The sequence below is a fragment of the Sediminicoccus sp. BL-A-41-H5 genome (assembly GCF_050632405.1).
GTDB lineage: Bacteria > Pseudomonadota > Alphaproteobacteria > Acetobacterales > Acetobacteraceae > Roseococcus.
Map to the genome: position 1 here is coordinate 4,096,497 of NZ_CP192601.1, position 13,253 is coordinate 4,109,749.

A 13,253-nucleotide genomic window follows, 5' to 3' on the forward strand; every position below is an offset into this window, starting at 1 on the left:
TTGCATGCCGACAGGGGCGGGGCATTGACGCCCCGTCCCTTCGGACATGAAGTGCGGGGATGCCTCGCATTCTCACGCTCGCCGGTGCGCAGACCGGCCCCATCCAGCGCGCCGACAGCCGCGCCCACACGCTCGACCGCCTGATCGCGCTGCTCGAATCCGCGGCGAAGCAGGGCGCCCAGCTCGTGGTCTTCCCCGAGCTGCCGCTCACCACCTTCTTCCCGCGCTGGTTCATCGAGAGCACGCAGGAGCTCGACACCTATTTCGAGCGGGCGATGCCCAACCCCAATTGCCAGCGCCTCTTCGACCGCGCGCGCGAGCTGCGCGTGGGCTTCCACCTGGGCTATGCCGAGCTCACGCCGGAAGGGCAGCGCTTCAACTCCGCCATCACGGTGGGGCCGGACGGGCAGATCCTCGGCAAGTATCGCAAGGTGCACCTGCCGGGCTCCGTCGAGCCGCGCCCCGGCGCGCGCTTCCAGCAATTGGAAAAGCGCTATTTCGAATATGGCGACCTCGGCTTCCCCGCCTTCCGCGGCCCCGCCGAGTGGCACCGCGCCATCATGGGCATGCTGATCTGCAATGACCGCCGCTGGCCCGAGGGCTGGCGCTGCTACGGGCTGCAGGGCGTGGAGGTCATGGTGATGGGCTACAACTCCGCCGCCTATGACCCCAATGGCGGCGAGAGCGAGAGCGCCGAACTGCGCACCCAGCATTCCACCATGTCGGTCCAGGCCAATGCCTACATGAACGCGACCTGGGCGGTCGCCGTCGCCAAGGCGGGCAATGAGGATGGCTCGGGCCTGATCGGCGGTTCCTGCATCGTCAGCCCGAACGGCATCATCGTGGCCCAGGCGAAGACGCTGGGCGACGAGGTGATCCTGGCCGAGGCGGATCTGGATGACTGCCTGCAGGGCAAGGAGAAGATGTTCAACTTCGCCCAGCATCGGCGGCCCGAGCATTATCGGCGCATCGTCGAGCAGGTCGGCGCCGAGCCGCCTCCGTAATTTTTTCCGCCCTCAGACGCGTCACGCCGGAGGCGTGCATTCGGCACGACGCGCGCGCTCCGCACGCTTGGCTTCGCCGCGCGACGGGTGCGGTGGGCCATGAGGTCAGTTGGGCGGCGCCGGCCGCCTTGCGGCCGGAAGGTTCTGGGAGGTTCACTCGCCCTCAGACGCCGCCCGCGCGCTACTCCACCAGCAGCACCGGCTCCGGCAGCGTCGCCCATTCCTCGTCCCGCGCCTTCTCCCCCGTGCTCCACATGAGGATGGCGAAGCGGCCCGGGCGGTCCAGCACGCGCAGCGGGTGGTGCCAGCTGCCCAGGTGGTAGTTCACCGCCTGGTCGCCGCGCGCGAGGAAGGCACGCAGCCCAGCCATGTCCGGCGCGCCGTCGCGGTCGGGCGCCACCATCACCACCCAGCGCGCCACATCCATCGGCACGAAACATTGGGAGGAGCGGTTGTGCCGCTCCATCTGCGTCGCCAGCAGCGGCAGCGCCACGGGCTCCGCATGGTTGAAGGCGAGGCCCGGAAGTGTGGCCCCATCGCGCGCCACCAGCGTCTCGCCCAGCGCCGGCCGGGCGCCGAGGGCGGGCGGGTCCATCACGTCGCCGAAGGGGCGGAAGGCCTCGGCCGTCAGCGGTTGCAGGCGCAGCGTGCGGGGCATCAGCGGGCGCCCTCGGCATAGAGCGTCGTCAGCCCCGGCTCGTAGCCGGTCAGCCCGCGCGCCCGGTGTTGCCGGCGCGTGGGTGCCAGGCCGGCCAGCGCCGCCGCCAGCCGCACGCCAGCCGCCGTGCCATCCACCAGCGGCACTGGCACATCCGCCGCCAGTTCCGGCGCGAGACCGGCGAGCGGCCCGCCGGCCAGGATCACCACCTCCGCCCCGTCCTGCTCGATGCTGGCGCGGCAGAGCTCGAGGATCATGTCCCGCCGCTCCTCCGCCACCCGCCCCGGATCGCCCGCGAAGGCCGGGCCCATGCGGAAGCCGGCGCAGCGATGGGCCAGGCCCGCATGCTCCAGGCAATCCACGAACATGGGCTTGAGTGCGGCCGTGAAGCTCACGATGCCGAAGCGTCGCCCCAGCATGCAGGCGGCGTGGAAGGCGGCCTCGCTGATCCCCACCACCGGCACGTCGAACAATTCCCGCGCTGCCTCCACGCCCGGGTCACCGAAGCAGGCGACGACGGCGGCATCGAACTCCCCGCGCCGCGCGGCCAGCGCCGCCACCGTCGCCGGCCCCGCCACCGACCAATCCGCGCGCGTCACGATCAGCGGCAGGCCGAAGGGGGCGCTCACCGACTCGACGCTGCAGCCGGGGGGCAGGGCGGCCTCCGCCGCGCGGGCGATGCGCGCCGTGACGGAATCCGTGGTGTTGCTGTTCACGACGAGGATGCGGCAGGTCATGCGGAGGTCCTGATCCAGTGGTGGCCGAGGTGCGAGAAATGCGGTTATCCTAGCCCCCGATGGCTCCCGACACCCAGGCCCCCGGCATGACCCAGACCGCGAGCGATCCGCCCGCGCCGCGCCCCCAGGCGCGCGTGAAGCTGCTCGGCCGCATCGGCACGCGCGCGGCGCTCATCCTGGCGCTGATGTTCTCGGTCCTGGCCTTCCTCGCCGCCAATTCGCTCTTCATGCTGACGCGCCAGGGCGCCATCATCGAGCAGATGGGCGTGCGCGACCGCGCCGCGATCGAGGCGGTGGACGATTTCTCGAACGACGTGGCCGATTTCGCCCAGGCCTTCGCCGCAGTGCTCGCCGGCGTGCTGCCGCCCACCGTCACCGCGCCGCGCATGGTCCGCAACGCGGCCGGCATCACCGAGAGCTTCAACCTCCTCTTCGGCATCGTGGGCGACAGGATGGACAGCGTGGTCGCCGCCGCCGCGCAGGACATGGCCGCCCGCCTGCCCGACCTCGGCGAGCGCGTGCGCGACGCCTTCGCCCGCCGCGCGCGGGACCAGTACGCGCCGCTCCAGGAGGAGTGGCTGGACATGGTGGTGGCCTTCAACAACCTCGCCAGCCGCGCGCGCGCCATTACCAAGGCCGATGCGGACGCCAACCTCGCCACCGCGCGCGCGCTACAGGAGGAGGGGCGGAAATACACCTACATCGCCGCCGGCATCGGCCTGCTCGGCCTTGGCTTCGTCTGGTTCGTGCTGGTGCTGCTGACGGCGCGGCCGCTCTCGCGCCTGGCCGTCTCCATGCAGCGCCTCGCGCGCGGCGATGCGGAGGTGGAGATCCCGGGCGGCGGCCGCTCCGACCAGGTGGGCGAGATGGCGCGCGCCGTGGAAGTGTTCAAGACGAATCTCGCCAACTCCAACCGCCTCATGGAGCAGGCGCTGGAAGGCGCGCGCCGCACCGCCGTCGTCACCAACCAGGCGAGCCAGGCGATCGGCCAGGTGAGCGAGGGCGCCATGACCCAGCTCGCCGAGCTGCGCGAGGTCTCGGACGCGCTCTCCCACACCGCGGATGCGGTCGCCGATGTCGGCCGCAGCACGCAGCAGGCGCGTGACACGGCGAGCCGCGCGCAGAGCCTGCTGGGCGAGAGCCTGGAGAAGGTGCGCCAGCTGATCGAGACGGTGGATGCGGTGGGCGACGACACGGAGCGCGTGACCCGCATCGCCGGCACCATCGCGAAGATCGCCACCCAGACGAACATCCTCGCGATCAACGCCGCGATCGAGGCGGCGCGCGCGGGCGAGCACGGCCGCGGCCTGGCCGTGGTGGCCGAGGAAGTCCGGGCACTCGCCGCCAACACCGAGGCGCTGGCGCAGGAGATCGCCGATGTCGTGCTCGCCGCCGGCCGCCGCACGCGCGAGGGGGCGGGCACCGCCGCCGCCGTGGGCGTGGCGATGGACGGCTTCGAGCAGCTGACGGGCGAGAGCGCGCGTCTCGCCGCCGCCATCGCGGTGGCGATGGAAGAGCAGCAGACCACCGTCGCCTCGCTCGATGAGCGTGTGGCGACGCTGACCCGCATCGGCCAGTCCAACGCCACCGCCGCCGAGGAAATCACCGTGACCATGATCGATCTCTCCCGCCTCGCGGCGGAATCCCGGCGCGCCGTGGAGAGCATGGCGGTCCGCCCGGCATGAGCGCCGCGATCCCGGTGGCGCCCCAGATCCTCGTGGTGGATGACAGCAGCTTCAACCGGCTGCTGCTGAAGCGCCGCCTCGCCGAACTCGGCTATCCCGAGCCCGCGATGGCCACCAATGGCGTGGAGGCGCTGGCCGCCATCGCGGCGCAGCCCTTCGACGTGGTCCTGCTCGACCTCGAAATGCCCGAGCTGGACGGCATCGGCGTGCTGGAGCGGCTGCACGGCCGGGGCAATGCGCCGCCGGTCATCGTCATCTCCGCGCAGACCGAGATGTCGGGCGTGATCCGCTGCATCGAGCTGGGGGCCGAGGACTACCTGCCCAAATCCTTCGACCCGCCGCTGCTGCGCGCGCGCCTGCAGGCGGTGCTGGAGAAGAAGCGCCTGCGTGACCTCGCCGCCGAGCGGCTGCACGCGCTTGAGACGGAGCTGGAGAGTGCCAGGCGCGCCCAGCTCTCCCTCGTGCCCAGCGATTTCAAGGCGATCTCGCGTGGCCGGATCACCGTCGCCGCCCATATGGAGCCGGCGCGCGAGGTGGGGGGTGACCTCTACGACATGCAGTGGATCGGGCCCCGGCACCTCATGTTCGTGGTGGCCGATGTGGCGGGGAAGGGCGCTTCCGCCGGCCTGACCATGGCGCGCAGCCTGGGCCTCATCCGCGCCGGCATGCAGATGGCGGCCAGCCGGGGCGAGGTGCCCGACCCGGCCGACCTGATGGCGCTCGCCAATGGGGACCTGGCCGCCAACAACCCGGAGATGACCTTCGTGACGGCGGCGCTGGCCATCCTGGATGCCGAGACGGGCGAGGGGCGCATCTGCGTGGCCGGGCATGAGCCCGCGCTGCGGCTCTCGACGCAGGGTGTCACGGTGATGGACGGCTTCAAGATCCAGCCGCCGCTCGGCATCATGGAGGACCTGCCCTATGCCAGCGCGCCCTTCACCCTCGCCCCCGGCGAGGCGATGCTGCTGCTGAGCGATGGCGTGACCGAGGCGCATGACCCCGACAAGGCGCTCTTCGGCAAGGAGCGGGTGCTGGCGGCCCTGGGCCAGGAGGCCGAGCCCGCCGCCGCCATCGCGGCCCTGCTGCGGGAGGTGGCGGGTTTCGTGCGGGACGCGCCGCCCGCCGATGACGTGACGGTGCTGGCGGTGCGCTACGCCGGATAGGCGGCGGGCAGGGTGCCCTCCAGGCTGTCGGGCTCCAGCAGCAGCACCGGCTCGCCATTGCCCAGCACGCCGACGCCGCCCACGCCCGGGGTGCCGGCCAGCGCCGGATGCAGCGGCTTCAGCAGCAGGTCCGTCCGGCGCCCCACGCGCTCCACCGCCAGCGCCAGCGGCCCCACCGGGCGGCGCACCAGCACGATGGCGCTGCTCTCGGCGGGCGGCAGGTGCAGCACGGCCTCCAGCGTGGTGATGGCCTGGCCGGGCGAGACCTGCTCGGGCCGGATCACGGATTCCACGCGGCCGGCCGGCAGCGCATAGGGCTGGCCGCCCGCCTCCACCAGCAGCACCGGCTGCATCGCCGCCGTCAGCGGCAGGTCCAGCACGAAGCGCGTGCCCTGGCCGGGCCGGCTTTCCACGCGCACCGACCCCCCCGCGCGCCGCGCCGCATCCTGCACCACATCGAGGCCGACGCCGCGGCCCGAGGTCTCGCTGATCGCCTCGCGCGTCGAGAAGCCGGGCAGGAAGAGCAGGGCGTGGATCTCCTCCTGTCCCATCCGGGCGGCGGCCTCGGGCGTGATCAGCCCGCGCGAGAGGGCGCGCGCCAGCACCGCCTTCTCGTCAATGCCGCGCCCATCGTCGGAGAAGCTGAGCACGAGGCGCCCGGGCAGGCGCTCGGCCACCAGCAGCAGCCGCGCGGTGGCCGGCTTGCCCAGCGCGATGCGCTCCTCCGCCGTCTCGATGCCGTGGTCCACCGCGTTGCGGACCAGATGCAGCAGCGGATCGGCCAGCAGGTCGGACAGCGAGCGGTCCATCTGGACCTCCTCGCCCACCACCTCGAGCGCCACCTGCTTGCTCTGCGCCTCGGCCGTCGCGCGCAGCACGCGGGGCAGGCGCATGGCGAGCGTCGCGAAGGGGGTGACGCGCAATTCGAGCACCGCCTCGTCGAGCTGACCGAGCGCGATGGAAAGCCGGCCTTGCGCGCGTTCGGCGGCGCCCGTCGCCGCGCGCAGCCGTTCCACCGCGCCGGCCAGCCGCGCGGCGGTGGCGGGCGGCAGCGTGGCCTGGAGGGCCGCCAGCTCCTCGAAGGCGGCGCGGGCCTGGGGGGCGGCGATCGCCTCGCCCAGCGAGAGGGCCGCGGCGCGCAGCTCGGCCTCCAGCGCGATCACCGCGTCAATGCGGTCCTGCCGGACGCGCATGGTGGGGGCGGGTGGCGGCGCATCGGCGGCGGCGAGGTCGGTGAGCGCGCCGCCATCGGGGTCGGCCTCGGCACGCAGCGCCGCGAGTTCGCCGGGCGGCAGGTCGCTCGCCAGGAAGATGTCCAGCGCCTCGGGCGGGCCGGAGCTGCCCAGCACCTCGCCGACGCGGGCCAGGAAGGGCTCGGCGATCGACTCGGCGGTGGGCAGGGGCCCAAGGCGCAGGCGCCAGATGCGCCGGCCCGCCGCCATGGCGGCGGCGGCGCGGGCATGGGCCGAGGGCGGCAGGGCGGCGGCGAGGCTCGGCGTCAGTGGGGGCGGCGCGGGGCGCAGCGTCTCGGCGAGCGGCGCGAGGCTGGGCGCGGCCAGGAGCGTGGCGAAGGCGGCGCGCGATTCCGCGAGGCGCTGCGCCGGCGCCTCGCCCGGCCGGGCGGCGAGGTCCTGGATCTGCCGGGCCAGCAGCTCGGCCTGCTCCTCGCCCAGGGCATCGGCGGCGGCGGCCAGGGTGCCGGCCGCTTCCGCCAGGGCGCGGCGCGGGCCGGAGAGGGCCAGCCGCGTCGCCTCGGCCTGGGCGCGCAGGTCGCCCATCAGGCGCGGCACCGCCTCGCCGGGCTGGAGCAGCATCAGCGCGCGGCGCAGCCGGCCGAGGGCGGCGAGCGGGTCCGCCGCGCCGGGAATGGCCTCCAGCAGCGCGGCGAGGCGCGGCAGGGAGCCCTCCCGCGCCAGGGTGGCCAGGCGCGTGGCGCGCTGCGGCTCCGCCTGCAGGCGCGGCAATTCATCCACGAGGCGGGAGGCGAGGGTGGCCCGCAGCGGGTCCTCGCCCGCGGCAGGGGCGGCGCTGGGGGCGGCGGGCGCGGGCCGCCCCTCGGCGAGCGCGCCGAGGCGGGCCAGCAATTCTGCCGGCGGCGGCTGGTCCTGCCGGCGCTCCAGCAGCGCCAGGCGCTGGCCGCGCAGCGCATCCACGGCGGCCAGCAGCGCCGCCCGCACCGGCGGGCCGAGCGCGAGCCGCCCGGCGCGGGCCAGGCCCAGCACATCCTCCGCCTTGTGCGCCAGCGTGCCGATGCCATGCGCGCCGATGGCCGACGACATGCCCTTCAGGCTGTGCATGGCGCGGAACAGCACATCCACCTGGCCGTCGCCGGCCAGGCCGGTTTCCAGCGAATCCAGGTGCTCGGCCGTCTCGGCCGCGAATTCTTCCCAGAGGGGATCGTCGGCTTCCATCGCCTCAGGCCGCCAATCCGGTCGCTTCGCGCAGCGTGGCCAGGAGCTCGGCGCCGCTGCGCTCGGCGAGATCGGGCGAGAGCGCGCCGGAGGGCTTGGCGACCGCCGCCCAGGCGCCGCGCCGCAGCACCTCCAGCGCCGCCGGGCTGCCCGGATGCGCGGCGGAGGAGACCACCACCACCTGCCCATGGCCGGAGAGCGTCCATTCGGCGAGGAAGCCCAGGCCGTCCAGCCCCGGCATTTCGAGGTCGAGCAGGGTCAGCTCCGGCTGCAATTCGGCCTGGGCGATCAGGCCGGCCGCGCCGTCGCCCGCCTCGCCCACCACATGGAAGCGCGGATCACCCGCGAGGATGCCGCGGAGCAAGCGGCGCATCATGGCGCTGTCATCCACGATGAGGGTGCGCACGGGGCCGCGCTCGGCCGGTGGCGCCGGGGCTTCCGGCACGGGCTCCCCGGCCTCCGGGGGGGCGCTGCCGAAGGCCGCGAGCGCGGGCGCGGCGGCGGTCAGCTCGGCCAGCGCCTCGCTCTCGCCGAGCGCCCGCAGCCGGGCCTGGAGGGGGGCGATCTCCATGCCATCCGCCATGGCCTGCATCTGCGCGAGGAGGCGCTGCGCGGCGGGCAGATCCGCCGCCGCCGCCAGCGCGGCGCAGAGGGGGGCGAATTCCTCGCGGAAGGCGGCCAGCAGCTCCTCGTCCATCACGCCCTCCACATCCCCCGCAGCCTGAGGCCCAGCCCCTCGGGCGAATGCGCCTCGGCCCCGCCCAGGCGCGAGCTTGCCGCCTCCGGCATGCCGGCGACAACCGAAGTCTCGCTGCTCTGCACCAGGATGCGCCCGCCTTCCTCGGCGAGCGCCGCCGCCCCCGCCGCGCCGTCCTGGCCCATGCCGGTCAGCACCACGCCGCAGGCGGGCAGGGCGAGCAGGGCGGCCGAGCGGAACAGCAGGTCGGCCGAGGGATGGACCGGCGCGCCGGTGGGGGCCAGGCGCAGCGCGATGCCGCCGCCGGCCCGCAGCAGCACGCCATCGGTCGGCAGCAGCGTGGCCTGGCCCGGTGCGACCGGCGCGCCGCTGGTGGCGACCACCACGGGCCAGCCGGCACGGCGCGTGAGCAGCGTGGCGAGTTCGGGGGCCAGCCCATCGGGCATGTGCTGGGCGATCAGAACCGGCACGGGCAGGGGCCCGCTTGCCGCCAGAAGTGCCGCCAGCGCATCGGGCCCGCCGGTGGAGGCCGCGATGAGCACGAGCGGCGGCGGCGCTTCCGGCGCCGCGGGGCACGCGGGGCGCAGGGCGGCTTCGGCGGGCGCGCGCCGCTGCCCGGCCCAGTGGCGCAGGCGCCCGCGCAGCGCCTGGTCGAGATGGCCGAGGTCGAGCCCGCCCAGCCCCGCCTCCTTGCTGATGTAGTCGGAGGCACCCGCCGCCAGGGCCGCGATGGCGGCCGGGCTGTCATCCTGCGTGTGCTGGCTCACCATGATGATGGCGGGCGGGTGGGGCAGGGCCATGATGCGCCGCGTCGCCTCGATGCCGCCCAGCACGGGCATCTCCACATCCATCGCCACCACGGCCGGGTTGTGTTGGCGCACGGCGGCGATGGCGGCCTCGCCATCCGCCGCCTCGGCCACCACGCGGAGGTCGCCATCGGCCTCGATGATGCGGCGCAGCGCCATCCGCATGAAGGCGCTGTCATCCACCACCAGCACAGGGATGGGCGGGCTCACAGCGCGCCGAACCGGTGCGGGGCGAGGATGGGCACGGGCACGCCGCCCAGCCGCGCGAAGGCCGCGACCAGCCCGTCGCGCTGGGCGAGCGGCGCGACGTCGGCCGCCGGCAGGGCGCGCACGCCGCCGATCTGCTCCACCGCCACCAGCACCTCGGGCCAGAGGGCGAGGCGGATCAGCGGCGCGGCCCCGGATGCCAGCGCCGGGCGGCCGCCCAGCACCAGCCCGCCATCCAGAACCGGCAGCACCGCGCCGCGATGCGCGACGAGACCGGCGAGCCCCTGGCGCGGCGTGGGCAGGGGTTGCGTGGCCGGCAGCACCGCCACCACGGATTCCGCCGGCAGGGCCAGCTCCATTCCCGCCGCCTGGAACATGACGAGGCGCCGTTGCGGCACGGGCGGCTGCGCCTCCGCTTCCACGGCGGCGGGCGCGAAGGCCAGGGCCGCCGCCGCCTCGGGCGAGGCGAGCCAGGCCTGGAAGGCGCGCGCGGCGGCGATGGCGGGCCCGGCCTCGATCCGCGCGGCGGGCAGGCCGAAGCGCCGCCCGCCCTCGCGCAGCACCAGCAGCAGGCCGGGCGCTTCCTCCACCGGGGCGGGCTGGCCGGCGACGAAGCCCGTCTCCAGCACCAGCACCGGCGCGCCATCGGCCTCGGCGAGGCCCGCGACGCCGGGTGCCGCGCCGGGCAGCGGGCGGAGCGGCGGCATGGCGTTGATGTGCTCGGCCAGCGCCGAGGGGATGGCAAGCGCCACGCCGCCCAGCGAGAGATGCAGCGCGGCGAGGCCCATCGCCCGCCGGGGCGGCGGCATGGGGGCGGCGGCGGCGAGGCGCGGCGGGGCGGGGGTGGGCGGACGCGGCGGCGCATCATCCCGCCGGGCCTCGCCCTCGGCCATGGTGAACCAGCCGCCGCCAGGGAGCGGATGGCGGCTCATGCCGGCTTGATCCAGACGGATTCGCCCTGGGCCAGCAGGCCGGGTGGCGCGCGGTCGGTCGGGCCCAGCGCGAGCACGCCGCCCGGCCGCAGCGCGGTCGCCAGCGCGGCCGTGACCCGGGCGCGCGCCGCATCGGTCAGGTAGATCAGCACATTGCGGCAGAAGATCACGTCGAAGCCCGGCGCCGTGCCGAAGCCGTCCAGCAGGTTGGCGCGGTGGAAGGCGAGGCTGCGGCGCAGCGCGGGATGAAGGCGGGGCGCGCCATCGGCCCCCGCGAGCCAGGGACGCAGCGCCTCCGGTACCAGCCCCAGGGGGTCGCCCAGGCCCGGCGCGATCACGCCGGCCGAGGCGCTCTCCAGCGCCGGGCGGCAGAGATCGAGGCCCTGGATCTCAAGCCCCGTGCCCGGTGCATCGGCCATGGCGTGATGCGCCTGGGCGGCCAGGGTGAAGGCCTCCTCCCCCGTGGCACAACCGGCCGAGAGCATGCGCAGCGGCCGGTCCTCGGCCCGGGCGCGGGTCAGATTCGCGGGCAGCAGCGCGCCCACCAGATCGGCCTGGGGCGGGTGGCGGTAGAGCCGCGTCTCCTGCACCGTCACCGCATCGAGCAGCGCGGCCCAGGCGGGGTCTTCCGGATGCGCGGCGCGCGGGTCGCAGGCGGCGACGAGGGGGGCCGCGCGCTGCAACCGCGCCGTGAGCACGGGGGAGGGGGCGAGGCCCGCCAATTCCCCGAGCGCCGCCAGCACGGCCTCCTGCTGGCCGGTCCCTGTCGCGACGGCGGCGGTGCCGCGCGCCATCTTCAGCCGGCGGCGGCTTCCGCGCGGGTGGCGAAGGCCGGGATGATCTTGTCGAAACCGCTGATCTCGAACACCTCGCGCACCGGCGCCTGCAGGCCCACCACGGCGAAGTTCGCCCCCGTGGCCTTGGCCTGCTTCGCCGCCTTCAGCAGCACGCGCAGCCCGGCGGAGGAGACGTAGCGCACCTCGGAGAGGTCGGCGATCACGCTGCCCTTCTCCAGCATGGCGAGCAGGCGCGTCTCGGTCAGACCGGCCGTGGCGGTGTCCAGCCGGCCGTCGAGGATGGCCACGGCCTTGCCGCCTTCCTGGGTTTCGGTGATCTCCATCAGCGCAGTCTCCTTGAAGTGAACCTGCCGCGCGTCGGCGCGGCCCATAGTGGGAAGGCTAGCCGAGAATGCGGCAAAGCCCAAAGCGGGGCCGTTCAGCCCAGCGGCAGCGCGCAGGAGAGGCGGTTCAGCCCGGCCTCGCGCTCATAGCGCGCATCCTGCGTCATCTCGCGCACCAGGTGCACGCCAAGCCCGCCGATGTCGCGGTCCTCGACGGAGGCGCCGGTATCGGGCGCGGCGCGGGCGAGCGGGTCGTATTCCGGGCCGTCATCCTCGATGGCGATGGCCAGCGCGCCGGCGCCGGGCGTCACGCGCAACTCGAAGAAGCTGGCGCCGGTCGCGTGCATGGCGACATTGGCCGCGATCTCCTCCGCCACCAGGTTGAGGCGGGCGGCGATGCCGGGCGACAGCTCGGCCTCCTCCGCATAGGCTTCCAGCGCGTCGAGCAGGGTGCTCACGCTGTCCAGGCTCGCCGGCAGGCGCAGGTGAAAAGGCGGCGTTTGCAAGCTTGGCCTTCCTCGGATGCTTTCCCCCGCACCATACCGGGTTTGCGGCCGCGCTGAATACCTCCGCCTCGCGGTGTTTGACTCGCCCGCCCGCGTGGCCGGATGCTGCCGGCAAAATGGAGGAACCCATGAACGACGCCCTGCCCATGGCGGAGGTCGCCACACCGGCCGAATTCGCATCCTATCTGGATGGCATCGAACGCCTGGTGCGGGAGAGGCTGATCCCGGCCGAACCTCGCCTGGAAGGCCAGGAGACGCTCCCGGAAGACCTGACGCAGCTGCTGCGGCAGGCGGGCCTCTTCGGCATCTCGATGCCGACGCGCTGGGGCGGCCTCGGGCTGACCATGGAGCAGCAGGTGCGCGTGATGTTCGAGGTGACGCGCGCCAGCAGCGTCTTCCGCGCGCGCTTCTCCACCACCATCGGCCTCGGCTCCCAGCCCATCCTCTACAACGGCACGGATGCGCAGCGCGCCGAATGGCTGCCGCGCATGGCGAGCGGCGAGGTGACGGCCGCCTTCTGCCTGACCGAGCCCGAGGCCGGCAGCGATGCCGGCGGCGTCCGCACCATGGCCGTACCGGACGGCGCGGACTACGTGCTCAACGGCAGCAAGCGCTACATCACCAATGCGCGCCAGGCCGACGTGCTCATCGTCATGGCGCGCACCGCCGCCGGCACGCGCGATGCCGCCGGCATCTCCGCCTTCATCGTGCCGGCGAAGACGCCGGGCGTCAGCTTCGGCCCGGCCGACCGCAAGATGGGCCAGGATGGCAGCGCCACGAGCGAGGTCTTCTTCAACGATGCGCGCGTGCCGGCCGAGAACCTGATCGGCGGGCGCGAGGGCGGCGGCTTCAAGACCGCCATGCGCGGCATCAACCATGCGCGGCTGCATGTGGCCGTCACCTGCGTGGGCCAGGCGCAGCGCCTGATCGAGGAGGCGCTGTTCCATGCGATGAACCGCCGCCAGTTCGGCCAGCCGCTCGCCGAATTCCAGCTCGTCCAGGCCAAGCTCGCCGACATGCGGGCCGAGACCCAGGCGGCGCGCAGCATGATCCTGGAAACCGCCCGTGCCTTCGACGCGGCGGGCGAAGCGCAGGGCCCGATCATCGCCGATATCGCCTGCTGCAAACTGTTCGCCTCCGAGATGGTGGGCCGCGTGGCGGACCATGCGGTGCAGATCCATGGCGGCGCGGGCTGGATGCGCGGCACGGTGGTGGAGCAGTTCTACCGCGACGTGCGGCTCTTCCGCATCTTCGAGGGGGCGTCGGACGTACAGCGCCTGCTCATCGCGAAGGACATGATCAAATCATCCATGGGGGGAGCGTGAGC

General features: G+C 74.2%; 13 protein-coding genes. 4 read left to right on the top strand and 9 right to left on the bottom strand.

Annotation, left to right across the window (positions count from 1 at the left end):
* The first annotated feature begins 59 nt into the window (after positions 1 to 59).
* On the top strand, positions 60 to 1,004 hold the full coding sequence (locus ACQ860_RS20045; protein WP_431305097.1) for an N-carbamoyl-D-amino-acid hydrolase: 945 nt from the start codon (positions 60 to 62) through the stop codon (positions 1,002 to 1,004).
* A 181-nt stretch (positions 1,005 to 1,185) separates the two neighbouring features.
* On the opposite strand, the gene ACQ860_RS20050 is transcribed toward ACQ860_RS20045, so the two are convergent.
* Together ACQ860_RS20050 and ACQ860_RS20055 are read right to left on the bottom strand one after the other, a co-directional pair.
* Positions 1,186 to 1,662: an ureidoglycolate lyase gene (locus tag ACQ860_RS20050; RefSeq protein WP_431305098.1), complete on the bottom strand. Its 477-nt coding sequence runs from the start codon at positions 1,660 to 1,662 to the stop codon at positions 1,186 to 1,188.
* Positions 1,662 to 2,399 (bottom strand): aspartate/glutamate racemase family protein, encoded by a 738-nt coding sequence (locus tag ACQ860_RS20055; protein ID WP_431305099.1) that lies wholly within the window; start codon positions 2,397 to 2,399, stop codon positions 1,662 to 1,664. Before ACQ860_RS20055 ends, ACQ860_RS20050 begins: the two co-directional genes overlap by 1 nt.
* An 86-nt stretch (positions 2,400 to 2,485) precedes the next feature.
* Between ACQ860_RS20055 and ACQ860_RS20060 the strand changes: the two genes are divergently transcribed.
* Both ACQ860_RS20060 and ACQ860_RS20065 read left to right on the top strand, forming a co-directional pair.
* Positions 2,486 to 4,084, top strand: a complete 1,599-nt coding sequence (locus ACQ860_RS20060) for a methyl-accepting chemotaxis protein (protein ID WP_431305100.1) — start codon at positions 2,486 to 2,488, stop codon at positions 4,082 to 4,084.
* Positions 4,081 to 5,247 (top strand): PP2C family protein-serine/threonine phosphatase, encoded by a 1,167-nt coding sequence (locus tag ACQ860_RS20065; protein WP_431305101.1) that lies wholly within the window; start codon positions 4,081 to 4,083, stop codon positions 5,245 to 5,247. Before ACQ860_RS20060 ends, ACQ860_RS20065 begins: the two co-directional genes overlap by 4 nt.
* Here ACQ860_RS20065 and ACQ860_RS20070 read toward each other — a convergent pair.
* The 7 genes from ACQ860_RS20070 to ACQ860_RS20100 all read right to left on the bottom strand — a co-directional run bounded on the left by ACQ860_RS20070 (position 5,235) and on the right by ACQ860_RS20100 (position 11,926).
* Positions 5,235 to 7,658, bottom strand: a complete 2,424-nt coding sequence (locus ACQ860_RS20070; RefSeq protein ID WP_431305102.1) for an ATP-binding protein — start codon at positions 7,656 to 7,658, stop codon at positions 5,235 to 5,237. The genes ACQ860_RS20065 and ACQ860_RS20070 overlap by 13 nt on opposite strands.
* Before the next feature lie 4 nt (positions 7,659 to 7,662).
* A complete protein-coding gene (locus tag ACQ860_RS20075) occupies positions 7,663 to 8,355 on the bottom strand; it encodes a response regulator (RefSeq protein WP_431305103.1) in 693 nt (230 codons plus the stop codon).
* Positions 8,355 to 9,371, bottom strand: a complete 1,017-nt coding sequence (locus ACQ860_RS20080) for a chemotaxis protein CheB (RefSeq protein ID WP_431305104.1) — start codon at positions 9,369 to 9,371, stop codon at positions 8,355 to 8,357. Before ACQ860_RS20080 ends, ACQ860_RS20075 begins: the two co-directional genes overlap by 1 nt.
* Complete coding sequence (locus tag ACQ860_RS20085; RefSeq protein WP_431305105.1) at positions 9,368 to 10,300, bottom strand: chemotaxis protein CheW; 933 nt, start codon at positions 10,298 to 10,300, stop codon at positions 9,368 to 9,370. The genes ACQ860_RS20080 and ACQ860_RS20085 overlap by 4 nt, the downstream gene beginning before the upstream one ends.
* Entirely contained in the window at positions 10,297 to 11,094 is a 798-nt protein-coding gene (locus tag ACQ860_RS20090; protein WP_431305106.1) for a CheR family methyltransferase, read from the bottom strand. The genes ACQ860_RS20085 and ACQ860_RS20090 overlap by 4 nt, the downstream gene beginning before the upstream one ends.
* 2 nt (positions 11,095 to 11,096) lie before the next feature.
* Positions 11,097 to 11,420: an STAS domain-containing protein gene (locus tag ACQ860_RS20095; protein WP_431305107.1), complete on the bottom strand. Its 324-nt coding sequence runs from the start codon at positions 11,418 to 11,420 to the stop codon at positions 11,097 to 11,099.
* A gap of 95 nt (positions 11,421 to 11,515) precedes the next feature.
* Complete coding sequence (locus ACQ860_RS20100; RefSeq protein ID WP_431305108.1) at positions 11,516 to 11,926, bottom strand: ATP-binding protein; 411 nt, start codon at positions 11,924 to 11,926, stop codon at positions 11,516 to 11,518.
* Positions 11,927 to 12,054: 128 nt separating this feature from the next.
* Between ACQ860_RS20100 and ACQ860_RS20105 the strand changes: the two genes are divergently transcribed.
* Positions 12,055 to 13,251: an acyl-CoA dehydrogenase family protein gene (locus ACQ860_RS20105; protein ID WP_431305109.1), complete on the top strand. Its 1,197-nt coding sequence runs from the start codon at positions 12,055 to 12,057 to the stop codon at positions 13,249 to 13,251.
* Positions 13,252 to 13,253: the final 2 nt, after the last annotated feature.

What these genes read in the sequence shown, in the direction of transcription:
- ACQ860_RS20105 (WP_431305109.1), top strand. Translation starts at nt 12,055, where the DNA reads ATGAACGACGCCCTGCCCATGGCGGAGGTCGCCACACCGGCCGAATTC.
- ACQ860_RS20045 (WP_431305097.1), top strand. Translation starts at nt 60, where the DNA reads ATGCCTCGCATTCTCACGCTCGCCGGTGCGCAGACCGGCCCCATCCAG.
- ACQ860_RS20090 (WP_431305106.1), bottom strand. Translation starts at nt 11,094, where the DNA reads ATGGCGCGCGGCACCGCCGCCGTCGCGACAGGGACCGGCCAGCAGGAG.
- ACQ860_RS20060 (WP_431305100.1), top strand. Translation starts at nt 2,486, where the DNA reads ATGACCCAGACCGCGAGCGATCCGCCCGCGCCGCGCCCCCAGGCGCGC.
- ACQ860_RS20065 (WP_431305101.1), top strand. Translation starts at nt 4,081, where the DNA reads ATGAGCGCCGCGATCCCGGTGGCGCCCCAGATCCTCGTGGTGGATGAC.
- ACQ860_RS20095 (WP_431305107.1), bottom strand. Translation starts at nt 11,420, where the DNA reads ATGGAGATCACCGAAACCCAGGAAGGCGGCAAGGCCGTGGCCATCCTC.
- ACQ860_RS20075 (WP_431305103.1), bottom strand. Translation starts at nt 8,355, where the DNA reads ATGGACGAGGAGCTGCTGGCCGCCTTCCGCGAGGAATTCGCCCCCCTC.
- ACQ860_RS20050 (WP_431305098.1), bottom strand. Translation starts at nt 1,662, where the DNA reads ATGCCCCGCACGCTGCGCCTGCAACCGCTGACGGCCGAGGCCTTCCGC.
- ACQ860_RS20085 (WP_431305105.1), bottom strand. Translation starts at nt 10,300, where the DNA reads ATGAGCCGCCATCCGCTCCCTGGCGGCGGCTGGTTCACCATGGCCGAG.
- ACQ860_RS20055 (WP_431305099.1), bottom strand. Translation starts at nt 2,399, where the DNA reads ATGACCTGCCGCATCCTCGTCGTGAACAGCAACACCACGGATTCCGTC.
- ACQ860_RS20070 (WP_431305102.1), bottom strand. Translation starts at nt 7,658, where the DNA reads ATGGAAGCCGACGATCCCCTCTGGGAAGAATTCGCGGCCGAGACGGCC.